Genomic DNA, 16,164 nt, shown 5'->3' on the forward strand with positions numbered 1-16,164 from the left:
CCGACGATCAGCACTGGTGTAAAGATTGATACGTTCTTTTCCACGACGCCCCCCGAAGCTGTTGTCGCCACCGTAGCTTTGAAACCGAGAGGGTCAATTTCAATCATACGGTCAGGTCAGCCTTCAGTGCTTCTTTTCAAAGCAGGTGGCACGTTGTAAGTCGGGGATATGACCGATTTACGTTCCATTTACGAAGACCGAATTGCCGATGGCAGCCTGTCGCCAGATGCGGCACAAGAAGCCGTTCTGCCAGAGCTGGACCGAATCCGAAGTGCGTTGATGGCCCCGCAGAAAAAAGGGTTGTTCAAACGCGCACCCGAACCGCCGCAGGGTCTTTACCTTTGGGGGGGTGTGGGGCGCGGCAAGTCGATGCTCATGGATATGTTCGCAGCGAATATGGGCGATGTGCCCACGCGGCGCGTGCATTTTCATGCGTTCATGCAGGAAATTCACAGCGCGATGCACGAGGCCCGGAAAACCGGTGTGGATGATGCTATTGCACCCGTGGCGGCAGAGGTCGCGGCAAATGTGAAGCTGCTGGCGTTTGACGAGATGCAGATCAGCGACATTACCGATGCGATGATTGTCGGACGCCTGTTCGAAGCCCTTTTCGCCGCTGGCGTGGTTGTGGTGACGACCTCGAACCGGATACCGGATGATCTGTACAAAGACGGGCTGAACCGTCAGATTTTCTTGCCCTTCATCGAATTGATCAAAGAGAAGATGAAGGAGATTGAGCTTGCCAGTCCGCGGGACTACCGACAGGACCGGCTGGCTGGTACGAAATCCTATTTCACCCCCGTCAATCCTGAAAGCCGTGCTGCGATGGATGCTGTCTGGAACGATCTGGCCGGCGGACCGGGGGAGGAGCTGGTCTTGCGGGTTAAAGGTCGCGATGTCGTGGTCCCGGAGTTTCGCAACGGGGTGGCCCGCGCCAAGTTTCACGCGCTGTGCGGTCAGCCCTTGGGTGCAGCGGATTACCTGACCTTGGCAGAGGCCGTACGCGTGTTGATGCTGGATGACATCCCCAGCCTTGGCAGGTCGAACTTCAACGAGGCAAAACGTTTCGTGACCCTGATTGACGCGCTTTATGAAGCCAAGGTGCGGTTGATCTGTTCTGCATCTGCCGAACCCGAAATGTTGTATCTAGAGGGTGAGGGTACCTTTGAGTTTGAGCGTACAGCGTCCCGTCTGCGCGAAATGCAGGCGGAAGGCTGGGGCGCTTAATTGCGCTGCTGCCCCCCTGAGGTCACCCAGCTGCTTGATGGGTCAAACGCTGCCAGACGCACTGGTGCAGCCTGACTGTGATAGAATGCGACCGACCGGTTGATCCGCTGGCCTTCCTGCGATGTGGCTTGTTGATCGCTGGCCGCCCCACGAGCTGCAAGTGCTTTGCGTTCCGCAATAACAACCGAGGTGAGAAAACCAGCAGTATTGAATGCACCTGACGTGGTTGTCAGCGCCATCGGAACATTGAAATCGCCCTTGGCTGCCGCGCTATTTAATAGGGTGTCGATATAGCTGTCCGACCGTTCTGTACTGATTGCCCAGATCAAATAGGATTCAAGCACTTGTCCCTGTCGTGTGTCGTCAAAAGACTGCACGATCGCGCTTACCGCATGAGCGACGTCGAACGAAGCATCCTTGTGCATCTTGTTCAGCAGCGCTGCCGGCGACAGCGGCACAAAGGCGGGCCCACCGACAGACGGGCGTGACACCCCCCCGTTGATATAGCCCTGCACAACATTAGCGCCATCCGCCGACCGCCAGTGATCGACGATGAACGTCACCCCTATAAAGATCGCAATCAGTTGTAGATGTCCGAAAGCGATCCTGCGCAGCGCAGGGAAATTCTGATATGGTTTGATCATTGCATTGGCCCCCCAAAGGCAAAAAGTTACCCTCGGAACCTAGAACGCAAATCCCCTATAAATCGTAAATATAGCCAATTCTATTAGTTAAAACGCTATCCGTTTTCCCGCAAAATCGCTCCGGCCAGATAAAGCGATCCACAGATCAGCACCCGTGCATGAGGCACATCCGCGACGATCGTCGCTAGTGCCTCGGCCACCCCGAGCGCTTCATGTGCGGACAATCCGGCCTCGGCTGCAGCCCGCGCGGTTTCTTCTGCGGGCAGGGTCGCCGCCTCTCCCGGAATGGAAACCGCAAACAGCTTTTCTGCATGCCCCGCCAATGGGCGCAGATAGCCGCCGATGTCCTTTGTATTCAACATGCCACAAATGAGATACGTCGGCCGCGCGGGAAGTTCGTCCAGAACAGCCGCGATCGCATCGCCCGCAGCCGGATTATGCCCCCCGTCCAGCCATAATTCAGCCTTGGGTGCGCTGTCGACCAATGGCCCTTCGCGCAACCGCTGCATCCGTGCAGGCCACGCGGCACGGGTGACGGCTGCCTCGCAGGCCTCGGCCGAGACACCCAACTGCCTTAGCGCTGCCAAAGCCGCACCCGCATTAGAAATCTGGTGTGCGCCCAATAGGTTAGGTTTGGGCAGGTCAAGCAGCCCCGCGTCATCCTGATAGACCATACGACCGGCCTCTTGCCCGACATGCCACTGCTGGCCGTAGGCGAGGATCGGGGCGTGGTGGCGGGCGGCTTGCGCCTCTATCACCTCGAGGGCCGCGTCTTGTTGAGGGCCGACAACGCAAGGGACGCGCCGCTTGATGATGCCAGCTTTTTCGCCTGCGATCTCGGGCAGGGTCGTGCCCAGAAACTGCTGGTGATCAATGGACACCGGCGTGATCACTGTCAACGCAGGTTGGTCCACAACATTCGTCGCATCGAGACGCCCGCCAAGCCCGACTTCAAGCAAGGTATACTCCGCCGGAGTACGGGCAAACGCCAGCAGTGCGGCGCAGGTTGTGATCTCGAAATATGTAATGCTTTCGCCATTGTTCGCGGCATAGCATTCATCTAGAAATTCAGTCAGCGCGGCTTCGGAAATCAGCTCTCCGGCAAGGCGAATGCGTTCGTGAAAACGCGCGAGATGCGGTGAAGTATACGCATGCACGCGATGGCCATCGGCCTCAAGCCCGGCGCGGATCATTGCTTGGGTAGAGCCCTTGCCGTTGGTCCCAGCGATGTGGATGACGGGCGGCAGATCATTCTGTGGGTTACCCAAAGCATCAAGCAACCGCCACATGCGATCCAGCGTCAGATCGATGATCTTGGGATGCAGCGCCATCATGCGCGCCAGCACTGCATCCGATGTCTTCTGCGTCATTTCGCTTTGGCGTCCGAAGCCGTACCCTTGGTCGGCGCAGCAACAGCTGGGGTGTCGGCCTCAGGTGCGGGGGTCAACGCATGGGATAGATCGCCGCCCTCGGTGGGTGCCGGCAGATCACCCCGTACCGCAGGAGGCAGCTTCATCAGCATGCGCGTGATATCTATCAGCTCGTCGCGCATCTTTGTGCGCGGCGTCACGCGGTCCAGCATCCCGTGATCCAGCAGATATTCGGCACGCTGGAACCCTTCGGGCAGCTTTTCGCGGATGGTCTGTTCAATGACCCGAGGTCCGGCAAAGCAGATCAGCGCATTAGGTTCGGCAATCTGCACGTCACCCAACATCGCATAGCTCGCAGTGACGCCGCCCGTGGTGGGGTGCGTCAGCACGACAATATAGGGCAGCCCCGCTTCTTTCAGCATCTGCACAGCGATCGTCGTGCGGGGCATCTGCATCAGGCTCAGGATGCCTTCTTGCATACGCGCGCCACCTGCGGCGGAGAAGAGCACTAGCGGGCATTTCAGCTTTACCGCCTTTTCGGCGGCGGCAATGATGGCGTTCCCGACATACATGCCCATGGACCCGGCCATGAACGAGAAATCCTGCCCCGCCGCAACGATTTGCGTGCGGCCGATTTCACCGGTGGCGACCAGCATAGCCTCGGCTTCGCCCGTCTGCTTTTGGGCGGCCTTCATGCGGTCAGGGTATTTCTTTTGATCGCGAAAATGCAACGGGTCCGGCGTTGGCGCGGGGACTTTTACCTCGGTAAAAATGCCGCCGTCGAACAACGCTTTGAACCGTTCGCGCGGGGTAATCGCCATGTGGTGACCACAGCTGGTGCAGACGTTCAGGTTGTCCGACACCTCGCGGTGGAACAGCATGGTGCCGCATTCTTCGCATTTCGTCCACAGATTGTCCGGCGTCTCGCGACGCGAGAAGATCGAATTAATCCGGGGACGGACGTAGTTGTTGATCCAGTTCATGGTGAACCTTTGCTTCCAGTTTCGCTTTCCAGATAAGCTGACGCGATGTAAATTGCAATCAACGCCGGATCGCCAGCCGCGCGGCAAGCCAGCTGACCATCATCAGCGCGAAATCGACGGGCAACCAAGCGCGCAAGGCCTCGGTGTCGTTCATTCCAAAGGGGGTCAGATACAGCGCCAGACCCGACAGATCATCAGGCATAGAGGTGATCACGATGGCCGCGACATTATTGCAAAAATGTACGGCAATAGCGGGCCCCAACGACCCCGCCCGCGCAGTCAGATCCGCCATCAGCATGCCAAAAACACCGGCCCACAGCGCGATAACCAGCGCATTTTCGCCGGCCTGATTAGGCAGATAGTGGCCAAGCGCGAAAATCACCGCCGGCAACACCATCCACACCAGCGGAGAGCTAAACCGTGCCGCAAGCTGCTGTTGTACATATCCGCGAAAGACGATCTCTTCGGCGCTGACCTGTACGAGCACCCCCAACAGAGAAAATGGGAGCAGCAGCAGCCACGTGCCAAGCGCAAGGTTGGGCACATAGGGTGCCCCAAGGTTCCACGGTGGCAGCAGATATGTGACCACCCCCAGCAGCACCAGTATCTTGAGCACGGACCAGAATTGCGGTGCCACCAGATGTGCTGGCCCCATCAGGCCGCGCACGGGACGTTTGTGGATCAGGCGCGCCACCACTGCCACGCCGACAGTCATCAGGCCGAAACTGCCAAGCAGCAAAAGCATCGCCATGGGCGTTTGGCCCGTCAACAAACTGTCATAGAAACCATCCGCACGCGGGCCCATCAGTTTGAACAGCGTCGTGAACATCAGGTTGTTCAGCAGCAGATAGATCGCGGTTGCCGCCAGAAATCCGACGATCAGACGCCACGGTGCTGCCGAAGGGATCGCCGGCGCGATAAAGGCTTTGTGGGCAGCGTATCGGGTCACGTGGGGTCAACTCCTACGGGCGGGGGCAACGGTTCATCTTCGCGCGGGATATCCACCCGTGCCGCACGAAGCAAGTCGGCGGCGTTGGTCAGGTGGCCCGACACCGTCCGCAGGAGGCTCAGCAGAATGACACGATCGTTTTCGACCACCGATCGGAACTGATCTGCACCGATCCGCAGGAACCGGCTGTCTTCAAGCGCGACAAAATCCATCTGCCGCGGCTCGTTGACGATGACCGCAAGGTCACCGATCAAGCGGCCCTTTTCGACGGTCGACACGTGATGCGCCAAGCCTTCGGGGTCACGCCAGGTCAGCTCTCCCTTGCCCGCCAGACACAGATATACCGCATCCGGGCGCTGGTCCTGCGCAAAGATCACCTCTCCTTTGTCGACAGAGAACCACTGCGCTGCAAAAGCCAGCAGCCTTTGATTGCGCGAGTCGAGGTTTCCGAACAATTCGTTGCGCGCGATGATCCGAAGTTTGCGCCGTAAATCATCGGAAATACTGTCATCCTGGTTCGGCGTATCGACCTGTGCCAGACCATCAACGCGCCCGCCGCGTATTTTGATGTAGACGTCAAAATCATCGGGATTGGCGAATGTGGTGTTCATGAAAATCTGGGTCGTTTCGGGCAGCAGTTCACCTATCTTGTTGCGCAAGCGCGAAAGACCTTCGGCATCATGACCCGCGAGGGACTGGTTCAGGATCAAAATATCGGGGCGCTTCATCGCTGCGCGGCTGAACCCTGCCCGTTCTTGAAACATCGTCGATATGTTCGACCCGCCGATACTGACTGGTAGATCAAAGACATTCAGCGCCACATCCTGTTGCAGACCGTGTTTCTTGAACACATCCGACACCACATCAAGGATAAGATCAGCCTGCAGACCCGCCACAGCAGATATCCGGCCGTACAGCGCGTTTTCAAGCACAGTCAGGCGCGGCAAATATTGGTCGGACGCAATCGGTACGAACAGGTCGCGTGCCCGTTCGCGCATCGCGGCCCCCTGATTTTTACGGATCCTGAGGATTTCATCCTTAAAGGTTTCGGGAAATGCAGGGCCGATCTGTTCGGCGGTAAAGGCAAAGGGCACCGTCAGAAGCAGCGAAAATTCATCCTCGCTTAGCGCTTCGTCACCGTTGGCGCGGCGGCGCAGCGCAATGTCGACCAGTTGATCGTACAGCTCTTCTTCGATGCCAAGGGCGGTAAACAGCGGGTGGTCTGTGCCATCGCGGCCAAAGGTTTGGTGCAGCGTTTCCACCAGCGTCTGGGAAATCGCGATGCCCTGCTCGGCAAGCCCCTGTTCAATGATCATCGCCAGAAAGCTGCGTTCCAACGCGAGGCCGGCTTGCGAAATGCTGCGGATCGGCGCGGCGAACATCAGGTTACCCCCAAGCGCCAACGCCGGGTTGAACCGGTCGGGATCAAAGCGGTGCACCACTTTATCAAGCCCCTGTTCCTTGAGCCGCTCGTGCACCTCGTCACGCAAGGCTACGACACGCGCCGCAAGTTTGGGGTGTTTCTCAGGATTCATCCGGTCGACGGCCATGGCGCGGAACATCACGTCCTGGGTGCCCACGGCGCTGACCAGTTGATACCACCAGTCATAAATATCGGAGCGGGTGTTCAAATTGGCCAGCCCCGGATCTAGCCAATCGGCTTTGGTGCTGTCCAGACTGTTGCCCGATCGCTGCGTTTCTATCGCCGCGCGGTCGGTCATTTTCGGGTCCCATAGCACGGTCTTGGGGCTCGACCTGAGCGACATCAGCAGGTTATCCCCGATAGTGCCCTGAAACAAATAGGGGTTCGAATGGGCATAGCCGATGCGTGCGGCCAACACCGCCTGATGCAGCTCTGCAAGATTATGCCCTGCCATGGTGATCCGACCGCGGCTCGGTAACGCCTCTCGGGTCAAAAGCTCTGCCAAGGCGGTGCGTTCGGTCTGGTTGGGCATCTCGATTGCCACCCGTGCGCCCTTGGGTATCTCGAGGTTGAGATCGTCCAGGATCGTATTGCCATCCGGTGTGCGCAGGGACACGTGTTCAAGCACGATAGCTCCGCGCAGGTGGGGGATTTCGGCAGGCTCGCCCTCGAACAGGCTTGCGTCAATCTCTCCGCGTGGCGCAAACCGTTCAACGACCACATCCCACCGCAGCGACATATCCTGCGTTTGGTTGTAGTAGGTTAGCAACTCTTTCCACGGGCTGGACAAATCCTTGTAGGCTGCCAGCGCCGCGACCAGCGCGCCCACGGTGATCTGTCCCTTAATCGCAAGATAGCCCCCGACAGCATAGAAAAAGAACGGCGTAAGCTGGGTGATGAAGTTGTTCAGAAACTTCATAAAGAATTTCTTTTGGTAGATCTGAAAGCGGATCTCGAACAAGTACCCCAGCCGGTCGGTGAACAACGCCAAACGGTAGCGCCAGCCGCCATTGGTGCGCAGGTCCGTGATGCCGGCCGCGGTTTCGCCAATCTCTGACGACAGGTGCCGCACCTCTCTGATGCGGTCTTTGTTCAGCAGGTTGATCTGCCGCTGCAACATCGGGATCAGATAGGCCTGCAACGGGATCAGCGCGACGCCTGCCAGTCCGAACCACGGGGATTGCAAAAAGAGGAACAGCAAGATGATCAACATCTGCCCCGCCTGAAATACGGGTTGGGCAACGGCATCGCCCATCAACCCCCCCATCGGCTCCGCCTCCGAGGTTACCATCGACACCAGTTCGCCTTGGCTGGTATTTTCGTAATAGCTGCGTGGAAACCGCATCATGCGGGCGATCAGCTGATACCGGAACCGCCGCAAAAGCCGTTCAGCCAAGACGCCTTTCATCGTGTTCAGACGCATCTTCATCAGACCGTGGATCAGCACCGCAAACAGATAGGCAAAACACAGCAGCATCAGGAATTGCACCTGACTGAACGACATTCCAAAGGCGTCGATCACATCCGTCTCGGCCCCGATTGCGTCGTTGATGATACGCTTGGGCAGTTCGAGTGTGACATAGAGGAAGGGGAAGGTAATCAGCGTCAGGACAAGCAAAACCAACTGTTCCCGACGGGAGTATTTCCAAATAAAGGAAAAAATCGACTGCTCCATGCAGGGTCGCTTTCGCTAGGGGGCGGCACAGAGCCAAGGTTCGGCTAAACACCTACGCGCAGAGCCCCCGCTGTTCAACTGGTGGCTTGAGCCTTGCAGCGGCAGGTCTGGGTGGCTATTCCGGTGTAAACGTCCACTCAGAGAGGCCTGCCACATGTCCACCAACACCCGCTTTGATAAATCCAGACTGCCAAGCCGGCACGTGACCGAAGGGCCAGAGCGCGCGCCGCACCGGTCCTATTATTACGCAATGGGCATGACCGAAGAAGAGATTCACCAGCCTCTGGTGGGCGTGGCAACCTGCTGGAACGAAGCGGCCCCGTGTAACATCGCGCTGAACCGTCAGGCCCAAGCGGTCAAGATCGGCGTCAAGGCGCAGCAGGGTACGCCGCGCGAATTCACCACCATCACCGTGACCGACGGTATCGCTATGGGCCACGAGGGCATGCGGTCGTCGCTCGCATCGCGCGAGGCGATTGCCGACACCGTGGAACTGACCATGCGTGGGCACTGTTACGATGCGATCGTCGGGCTTGCGGGCTGCGACAAATCGCTGCCCGGCATGATGATGGCGATGCTGCGTCTGAACGTGCCGTCTGTGTTCTTGTATGGCGGGTCGATCCTGCCGGGCAAAGTGCCGGAAGGTGCGGATGTGCCTGCCGAATTCGCCAGCCGTGATTTGACCGTGCAAGACGTGTTCGAGGCCGTGGGCAACTACCAGAACGGCAGCATGTCGCAAGCCGCCCTCGAGATATTGGAACGCGTGGCCTGCCCGACGGCCGGTGCCTGTGGTGGCCAGTTCACCGCCAACACTATGGCCTGCGTCTCTGAGGCGATCGGCCTTGCGCTGTTGAACTCTTCGGGCATGCCCGCACCCTATGTATCGCGTGACGCCTATGCGGCCGCCTCGGGCGAAGCGGTGATGCACCTGATCGAAAAGAACATTCGTGCGCGTGACATCTGTACCCGCGAAGCGTTTGAAAACGCGGCACGCATCGTTGCATGCACAGGCGGGTCGACGAATGCCGGCCTGCACCTGCCAGCCATGGCCGCCGAGGCGGGCATCTCGTTTGACCTCAGCGATGTGTGCGAAATCTTCCGCGACACGCCCTATTTCGTAGACATGAAACCCGGCGGGTCACATGTGGCGAAAGACCTGTATGACGCGGGCGGTGTGCCTGTTGTGATGAAGGAACTGCGCAAGGCTGGGCTGCTGCACGCTGACTGTCTGACAGTTTCGGGCCGGTCTATCGGCGAAGAGCTGGACATGATCGAACGCGAAGCAGACGGCAAAGTCATCCACGCCATCGAAACGCCGATCAGCAAAACCGGTGGCGTCGTGGGCCTGAAGGGCAACCTGGCCCCCGAAGGGGCGATCGTGAAAATCGCGGGCATGTCCGAAGAGGACATCGTGTTTACCGGTCCGGCGCTGATCTTTGAATGTGAGCAAGACGCTTTCGAAGCCGTGCAAAACCGCGCCTACAGCGAAGGCGACGTGTTCGTGATCCGCAACGAAGGCCCCGCCGGTGGCCCCGGCATGCGCGAAATGCTGGCGACAACAGCGGCACTTTCCGGTCAGGGCATGGGCAAAAAAGTCGCGCTGATCACTGACGGCCGTTTCTCTGGTGCGACACGCGGTTTCTGCGTCGGTCACGTTGGTCCCGAAGCCGCACATGGCGGCCCGATTGCCCTGCTCAAGGCGGGCGACATGATCACGTTGAACGCGATCACCGGCTCTATCTCGGTCGATATCTCGGACGATGAAATGGCAGAGCGTAAAGCCGCTTGGCCCGGTGCGCGCAAGACCAACTACCAAAGCGGCGCACTGTGGAAATACGCGCAGCTTGTGGGCCCAACCTATCTGGGTGCGGTCACGCATCCCGGCGCAAAGGCGGAAACCCATGACTACATGGACCTGTAAAGGTCCGCTCGCGGCCCTTGGGCTGGTGCTTCTGACCGCCTGCGAGGGCGGTCAGGGGTTTGGCGCGTCTTCGGGTGCTGCCAAGCCACCGCTGTCGCGTGCAAAAATGGCCGGCGGGGTCGAATTGGTCGCCCCCGACGGTTTCTGCATCGACCAGACCAGCCTCGAAGCCCGCTTTGCCGTGGTTGCACGCTGTGACGGGTTAGGGGCACCTGCCTCTGCGGGGGCGGCACCGCGCGGGTTGATCACAGTCAGCCTGACCCCGTCCAAATCCGGCCCCTTGCCAAGCGCACAGCAGATCGCGGCAGAAACCGCGCTGCAAAACGTGAGCAATGTGGAAAAGGGCGTAAATCACGTCACTTTCCGCGCTCAAGGGCGTATTCCTGTGGGCGGTCTTTCCCCGAACCAATGGCGAGGCGTGGCGCGGATGGGCACACAAACCGCCGGCATCGCGGTCTACGGTCCGGAACGCGGCGATATCGTAAGCACCTCTGGGCGCGGGGTGCTGTCTCAGTTGATCACTCGTAGCATGAAGGCAAGCGCACCCGCGCAAACCACCGTCGCCAAGCGCAACTAACGCGCCAATTACACCCCGCCCATTTCATTTGTGCCCCCAAGCCGCAGCCGGTAGGGTACGACCAACAACCCAATCCTTAATCGGGGTAACAGGCACCATGCGCAAACTTGGGAAAAAGCTGATCGACAGCGCCATGATCGCGCGGTTCACCCGCCGCTGGTCAGCCAAGGCAGACCGTGCCCCCCACACCGACATCTCGGTGCTGCGCAAGCAAGCAGGTCAAGCGCGCGCGTTGCGCCGACATCTGGACAAGCTGATCTATACCGCCGAAGACCGACTTGCCCTGCCCCGCGTCGGGTCCACGAAATTCTTCCGCCCGCATAACACCGACTGGTCCTGGCGTCCGCAGCTGTGGCGCGCACCATTGGCGCACTCTGGCCTGTCGTCAGTTCAGCCCAAAGCGACCATGGGCGACGAGGTCACGATCTTTCACGATTGCATCCTGTCAGAATTGGGCATCCGGCAAATCCGCAACCTCGAAGAGACCCACCTGGCACCCTATGGGCTGAGGCTGGAGGTCTATCGGTTTGACGGGTCGTTCCTGTCGCTGGTTCTGGATTTGCCGGATGACTGCGTCGAGGGGCTTAAGCGGACCCATGTCCTGCGTGTGGATGCTGTGATCGAGATGGAAAAACCCATCGAGATCTTCGCCCGTCTCAATATCCGCCACGGCCCCAATACAGAACAGATGGTTCAGGAACTGCCGCTGGACAAAACCGACATCACAGCAGAGTTCGACCTCGCTTATTCCAACCTGAATGAAAAGCGCGTGGAGAAAGCCTGGATCGACCTGATTTTTGAAGGGCCCGAGATGAACCAGATCATGCTGCGTGACCTGACCTTTTCGCGCCGCCCGCGCGCCCAGTTGTAGGAGCCCCGCATGAGCAACCTGATCCTCACCAAGACCCATATGATCGATGGCACGTGGCAAGGGATAGTCACCGGCGCGGGCGACGCCCAACCCGATCTTGCAGTCACCCACGCCGATGCCGACGTGGCGGGCATAAAGCTGGTACATAACGCGGGGTCTGACCATTGGGTGCTCAGCATCCCCGTTCCCGCTGCGGCAATTGCCGACGGCATCCATACCCTGCTGATCGCAGATCGGACATCCGGCACGACACTGGCCAAAATCACCCTGATCGGGGACGAGGTGACGGGCCCGCAGCTGCGTGCCGAGGTGGATTTGCTGCGTGCAGAGCTGGATATGCTTAAACGGGCCTTTCGGCGGCATTGCGTCGAAACCAGCTGACGGACGCTTCGTGCGCCAACCCTATGGTGAGGCTGGGGATGCCCCCGCGGCCGATCGCTTTAGTTGGCCCCGACGAAACCCGGGCAGAAATAACAAAAGGCCGGCCCGCATGACTGCGGGCCGGCCTTTTTTCATAGCTTTTGAGTGCGACGTTTACTTTTTCGGGCCAAGTGCGGACAGGCCTTTGAGGATGTCGATGGCATAGGCCAGCTGATAATCCTCTTCGCGCAAGGACGCGGCTTTTTCGGCTTTGGCACGGTCTTCCATGATCTGGTCGACCTGATCGTCGGTCAGGCTGTCATTGTTGAGGCTGCCACGCAGATCTGCTTCGGTACGCAGGGGGCGTGCTGCTGTATCCTCGTCTTCGGGGTCCGCAGGTTTGGTCGGAGGCTGTGCGACGATGATGTCAGGGGACACCCCGAGCGCCTGGATAGAGCGGCCCGACGGCGTGTAGTACCGCGCCGTGGTCAGGCGCATCGCCCCTTCGCCCCGCAGCGGCATGATCGTTTGCACCGACCCTTTACCAAAGCTTTTTGTGCCCACCACAATCGCGCGTCGGTGGTCTTGCAAGGCACCGGCAACGATCTCGGAGGCGGAAGCAGAGCCGCCGTTGATCAGCACGACAATCGGCTTACCCTCGGCCAGATCACCCGGCGTCGCATTGGTGCGGTCGCCATTTGCCGCATCACGGCCACGTGTGCTGACGATCTCTCCTTCTTCAAGGAAGGCATCTGACACGGCGATCGCTTGGTTCAGCAACCCACCGGGGTTGTTGCGCAGATCGACCACAAAGCCGCTGACGTTCTCGATCCCGCCGGCGGCTTTGACCTGCTCGTCCAGGCCTTCTTTCAGCTTGGGGTAGGTCTGTTCATTGAACGTCGTGACACGCAAGACAACAGCGTTGCCCTCGGTACGCGCCCGCACCGCGGTCAGCTGGATGGTATCCCGCACCAGCGACACGTCAAACGGCTCTGTCTCGCCTTCGCGCACTACGGTGATCGCGATTTCGGACCCGACAGGTCCGCGCATCAGTTCAACGGCGTCATCCAGGGTCAGACCCAGCAGGCTTTCGCCATCCACATGGGTGATGAAATCGCCCGCTTCGATCCCCGCCTCAGAGGCAGGCGTGCCGTCGATGGGGGAAACAACTTTGACGAAGCCCTCTTCCTGCGTCACCTCAATGCCAAGCCCGCCGAATTCTCCGCGCGTCTGGTCGCGCATTTTTAGCGCGTCCTTTGGCGATAGATAGCTGGAGTGGGGATCAAGCGAGGTCAGCATGCCGTTGATTGCGGCCTCGACCAGTTCTTCGGTATCAACCTCTTCGACGTATTGGGCGCGGATGCGTTCAAAGATGTCACCGAACAGATCAAGCTGTTCATAGACGTTGCTGCTTTTTTCGGTTTCCTGCGCCAGCAAAGGGCCCGCAATCTGCGTCGTGGCAATCACCCCTGCCAGCGTACCGCCCACGGCAGCCATCACGAACTTCTTCATCGTTTATCCATCCTTATCAGTTCGGAACCAGTCTGACGGGTCCTGCGGAACATTGTTCTCTCTTACTTCTATATAGAGCGTTTCTGAACGCTCTATGCCAGCCCCATCACCATTTGGTGAGAGCGCCTGTTGATTTACCCCGGTCGGGCCGCCCATCAGACCGATAGGCGTTGCCGCCGCGATCACCTGTCCTGCCTCGCCATACACCACATCCAACCCCGCCAACACAAACAACGCGCCGGCCCGAGGTTCAAGAATGACCACGTTGCCAAGGTCCAAAAGGGGGCCGGTGTAGCGGATTGTTGCCGCTGTTGGCGATGTCACGATGGCACGCGGGCGTGTGGCAAGGATAATACCGGGGCGTGTCACCCCTGCGGCATCGGTTTCATTGGCGCGGCGCAGGATCACGCCTTGCACCGGCATGGCAAGTTCGCCCTTCTGCCCTTCGAAATCAGCCGGCGCGTCCGCGATCGGCTCTGAGGTCATTTCCGAAAGGCCGCTGGCAAACCCCGACAGTGTTTCCGAGGTGGAAATCAGGATCGCGGTGCGGACCGGGTCTTCGCTAAAGCGTTTGGGCAAGTCGGTTCGGTTGGCCATGGCCTGGTTCAATTCGGTACGGGCCCGCTGGATTTCGGTCAGCCCGTCCTGCAGGCGCTGTGCCGCATCAGTTTGCAGTGCGCGCAGCGTCTGGACGTCTTGCAAATCCTGCCGCAACACATCGGCGCGGGTGTTCAACGCGGGTGTCAGCTCGGCCAACAACATGCCCGCGCGCGCCGTGCCTACCGGCCCTTCGGGGTGCAGGAACAACGTGGGCGACGGGTTTCCGCCAATGCTTTGTAGCACACCCAGCAACTGCGCGACCTCGCCATCGCGGGCCTGTAGTTTCTTGCTCAGTTGGGCCTCGTTGATGGCCGCCTGACGCAGCCCCTCGCGCATGGCACCAAGACCCGTTTCAAACGCCTGAATGGTCTGGGTTAGTGCCTGAACACGGTCCCGCGCACCACTCGCTGCATCCAACTGGACAGAGGCCGCCTCAAGATCGGCCATCGCACGACGCGCCTGTTCAGCCGCCTCTGTCTGCGCAAACACGCTGACCGGCCAGATCATCAGAGCAAGGGCACAAAAGCGGATCATTCGAGCAAGGACTTTCCCGTCATCTCGGTCGGCTGTTTCAATCCCATCAACTGCAAGACCGTGGGGGCCAGATCGGCCAACCGACCTGTGCGCAGACTGGCCCCTTCGGGCCCGCCCACAACCGCAACCGGCACGGGGTTCAATGTATGTGCCGTGTGCGCGCCGCCGGTGTCGGGATCAATCATGGTTTCGCAATTGCCGTGGTCCGCCGTGACGATCATCGCCCCGCCGACATCCTCTAGCGCCTCGAGCACACGGCCAAGGCCCGTATCCACCGCCTCGCAGGCGGCAATGGCGGCATCCAGATCGCCGGTGTGCCCTACCATGTCGGGGTTTGCATAATTCACCACGATCAAGTCATAGCGGTCCTTGATCGCCTGCACGAAATGGTCCGTCACCTCGCCGCATGACATCTCGGGCTGCATGTCATAGGTGGCCACATTGGGCGACTTTGGCATAAAGCGGTCTTCGCCTATCAACGGCGTTTCCGCACCGCCGTTCAGGAAGAACGTCACATGGGGGTATTTCTCTGTCTCGGCCAGACGGAACTGGCGCAGGCCATGCTGCGCAACCCATGCGCCAAGCGTATTTACGATTTCGGGCTTGGGATACATCGTGGTCATGAACGCCATATGCGCATCGGAATATTCCGCCATTCCCATGACCGCAGACCACTTGGGTTGCGTGCCCGTGTCGAACGCATCAAAATCAGGAGCTGCAAGCGCCGACATGATTTCGCGGGCGCGGTCGGCGCGGAAATTCAGACAAAACACCCCGTCCCCGTCTTGCACACCCCCATAGCCATGCAACACGGCGGGCGTGATAAATTCGTCGTTCTCTTCCAACCCGTAGGCATCCGTCACCGCAGCGGACGCGGTCGGCGCGGCACGGCCCTTGGCCAAAACAATCGCCTCATAGGCTTTGGCCACGCGGTCCCAGCGGTTGTCGCGGTCCATCGCAAAGTAGCGCCCCAATACTGTCGCGATGGACGCCCCTTCGGGCAACGCCGCTTGCAACGTCTCGAAATAGCCCAGTGCCGACCGTGGAGCCACATCGCGCCCGTCCGTCAAAGCGTGGATCACCACCGGAACACCGTGATCGCAAATCGCGTGCACCGCGGCGATCATATGCGTGAGATGCCCGTGCACGCCGCCGTCAGACACCAGCCCCATCAGATGGGCCGTGCCGCCGGTCTTTTTCAGCGTCGCAATAAAATCGAGCAAAGGCTGATGCTTCGCAAACGCCCCCTCTTCGATAGCCAAATCAATCTGACCCAGATCCATCGCCACCACCCGACCGGCCCCGATATTGGTATGCCCCACTTCGGAGTTCCCCATCTGCCCCTGTGGCAACCCGACGCCAGGGCCAAAGGTGGTCAGCGTGGCCGAGGGGCAGCTTTGCATGATCCGGTCGAAATGCGGTGTCTTGGCCAGCAGCGGTGCGTTCCCTTTGGGATCATCGCACAGGCCCCACCCATCCAGAATGCACAATACGACAGGTTTTGGGGTGTTCATCCTA

At 59.6% G+C, this 16,164-nt stretch carries 13 protein-coding genes; 5 read left to right on the forward strand and 8 right to left on the reverse strand.

The genetic code is table 11. The features are described 5' to 3' along the window. The first annotated feature begins 168 nt into the window (after positions 1-168). Positions 169-1,227 (forward strand): cell division protein ZapE, encoded by a 1,059-nt coding sequence (zapE, locus tag ACVBAU_RS00990; RefSeq protein WP_448327371.1) that lies wholly within the window; start codon positions 169-171, stop codon positions 1,225-1,227. Here zapE and ACVBAU_RS00995 read toward each other — a convergent pair. The 5 genes from ACVBAU_RS00995 to ACVBAU_RS01015 form a co-directional block, all read right to left on the reverse strand. Next, a complete protein-coding gene (locus ACVBAU_RS00995) occupies positions 1,224-1,871 on the reverse strand; it encodes a hypothetical protein (RefSeq protein ID WP_335744623.1) in 648 nt (215 codons plus the stop codon). The genes zapE and ACVBAU_RS00995 overlap by 4 nt on opposite strands. Before the next feature lie 95 nt (positions 1,872-1,966). Next, positions 1,967-3,241 (reverse strand): bifunctional folylpolyglutamate synthase/dihydrofolate synthase, encoded by a 1,275-nt coding sequence (locus ACVBAU_RS01000; protein ID WP_448327373.1) that lies wholly within the window; start codon positions 3,239-3,241, stop codon positions 1,967-1,969. After that, positions 3,238-4,224: an acetyl-CoA carboxylase, carboxyltransferase subunit beta gene (gene accD / locus ACVBAU_RS01005; RefSeq protein WP_448327375.1), complete on the reverse strand. Its 987-nt coding sequence runs from the start codon at positions 4,222-4,224 to the stop codon at positions 3,238-3,240. The genes ACVBAU_RS01000 and accD overlap by 4 nt, the downstream gene beginning before the upstream one ends. Positions 4,225-4,282: 58 nt before the next feature. Further along, the gene (locus tag ACVBAU_RS01010; protein ID WP_448327377.1) at positions 4,283-5,173 is read right to left on the reverse strand and encodes a CPBP family intramembrane glutamic endopeptidase; all 891 of its coding nucleotides are present in this window, start codon (positions 5,171-5,173) and stop codon (positions 4,283-4,285) included. Continuing rightward, positions 5,170-8,271 carry an ABC transporter transmembrane domain-containing protein gene (locus ACVBAU_RS01015; protein ID WP_448327379.1) on the reverse strand — a complete coding sequence of 1,034 codons (3,102 nt, stop codon included), beginning with the start codon at positions 8,269-8,271 and terminating at the stop codon, positions 5,170-5,172. The genes ACVBAU_RS01010 and ACVBAU_RS01015 overlap by 4 nt, the downstream gene beginning before the upstream one ends. Before the next feature lie 154 nt (positions 8,272-8,425). Between ACVBAU_RS01015 and ilvD the strand changes: the two genes are divergently transcribed. The 4 genes from ilvD (at position 8,426) to ACVBAU_RS01035 (ending at position 12,021) form a co-directional block, all read left to right on the forward strand. After that, positions 8,426-10,192 carry a dihydroxy-acid dehydratase gene (gene ilvD / locus ACVBAU_RS01020; RefSeq protein ID WP_138924791.1) on the forward strand — a complete coding sequence of 589 codons (1,767 nt, stop codon included), beginning with the start codon at positions 8,426-8,428 and terminating at the stop codon, positions 10,190-10,192. Next, positions 10,173-10,769: a hypothetical protein gene (locus ACVBAU_RS01025; protein ID WP_335744626.1), complete on the forward strand. Its 597-nt coding sequence runs from the start codon at positions 10,173-10,175 to the stop codon at positions 10,767-10,769. Before ilvD ends, ACVBAU_RS01025 begins: the two co-directional genes overlap by 20 nt. Before the next feature lie 97 nt (positions 10,770-10,866). Then, positions 10,867-11,640 carry a DUF6478 family protein gene (locus tag ACVBAU_RS01030; RefSeq protein WP_138924789.1) on the forward strand — a complete coding sequence of 258 codons (774 nt, stop codon included), beginning with the start codon at positions 10,867-10,869 and terminating at the stop codon, positions 11,638-11,640. 9 nt (positions 11,641-11,649) lie between these two features. Beyond that, positions 11,650-12,021, forward strand: coding sequence for a hypothetical protein (locus ACVBAU_RS01035; RefSeq protein WP_448327382.1), 372 nt, complete (start codon positions 11,650-11,652; stop codon positions 12,019-12,021). Positions 12,022-12,174: 153 nt separating this feature from the next. Here the strand turns inward: ACVBAU_RS01035 and ACVBAU_RS01040 are convergent, their stop codons facing one another. Genes ACVBAU_RS01040 through gpmI form a run of 3 tightly spaced genes read right to left on the reverse strand, consistent with a single transcriptional unit; the run spans position 12,175 to position 16,160 of the window. Further along, entirely contained in the window at positions 12,175-13,512 is a 1,338-nt protein-coding gene (locus ACVBAU_RS01040) for a S41 family peptidase (protein ID WP_448327384.1), read from the reverse strand. Positions 13,513-13,515: 3 nt separating this feature from the next. Then, complete coding sequence (locus ACVBAU_RS01045) at positions 13,516-14,646, reverse strand: murein hydrolase activator EnvC family protein (RefSeq protein WP_448327386.1); 1,131 nt, start codon at positions 14,644-14,646, stop codon at positions 13,516-13,518. Beyond that, positions 14,643-16,160, reverse strand: coding sequence for a 2,3-bisphosphoglycerate-independent phosphoglycerate mutase (gpmI, locus tag ACVBAU_RS01050; protein ID WP_448327387.1), 1,518 nt, complete (start codon positions 16,158-16,160; stop codon positions 14,643-14,645). Before gpmI ends, ACVBAU_RS01045 begins: the two co-directional genes overlap by 4 nt. Positions 16,161-16,164: the final 4 nt, after the last annotated feature.

The organism is Sulfitobacter sp. M13 (genome assembly GCF_053474885.1).

Excerpts from the sequence above, each read along its gene's own strand:
- zapE (WP_448327371.1), top strand. The coding sequence starts at position 169 with ATGACCGATTTACGTTCCATTTACGAAGACCGAATTGCCGATGGCAGC.
- ACVBAU_RS00995 (WP_335744623.1), bottom strand. The coding sequence starts at position 1,871 with ATGATCAAACCATATCAGAATTTCCCTGCGCTGCGCAGGATCGCTTTC.
- ACVBAU_RS01000 (WP_448327373.1), bottom strand. The coding sequence starts at position 3,241 with ATGACGCAGAAGACATCGGATGCAGTGCTGGCGCGCATGATGGCGCTG.
- accD (WP_448327375.1), bottom strand. The coding sequence starts at position 4,224 with ATGAACTGGATCAACAACTACGTCCGTCCCCGGATTAATTCGATCTTC.
- ACVBAU_RS01015 (WP_448327379.1), bottom strand. The coding sequence starts at position 8,271 with ATGGAGCAGTCGATTTTTTCCTTTATTTGGAAATACTCCCGTCGGGAA.
- ilvD (WP_138924791.1), top strand. The coding sequence starts at position 8,426 with ATGTCCACCAACACCCGCTTTGATAAATCCAGACTGCCAAGCCGGCAC.
- ACVBAU_RS01025 (WP_335744626.1), top strand. The coding sequence starts at position 10,173 with ATGACTACATGGACCTGTAAAGGTCCGCTCGCGGCCCTTGGGCTGGTG.
- ACVBAU_RS01030 (WP_138924789.1), top strand. The coding sequence starts at position 10,867 with ATGCGCAAACTTGGGAAAAAGCTGATCGACAGCGCCATGATCGCGCGG.
- ACVBAU_RS01035 (WP_448327382.1), top strand. The coding sequence starts at position 11,650 with ATGAGCAACCTGATCCTCACCAAGACCCATATGATCGATGGCACGTGG.
- ACVBAU_RS01040 (WP_448327384.1), bottom strand. The coding sequence starts at position 13,512 with ATGAAGAAGTTCGTGATGGCTGCCGTGGGCGGTACGCTGGCAGGGGTG.
- ACVBAU_RS01045 (WP_448327386.1), bottom strand. The coding sequence starts at position 14,646 with ATGATCCGCTTTTGTGCCCTTGCTCTGATGATCTGGCCGGTCAGCGTG.
- gpmI (WP_448327387.1), bottom strand. The coding sequence starts at position 16,160 with ATGAACACCCCAAAACCTGTCGTATTGTGCATTCTGGATGGGTGGGGC.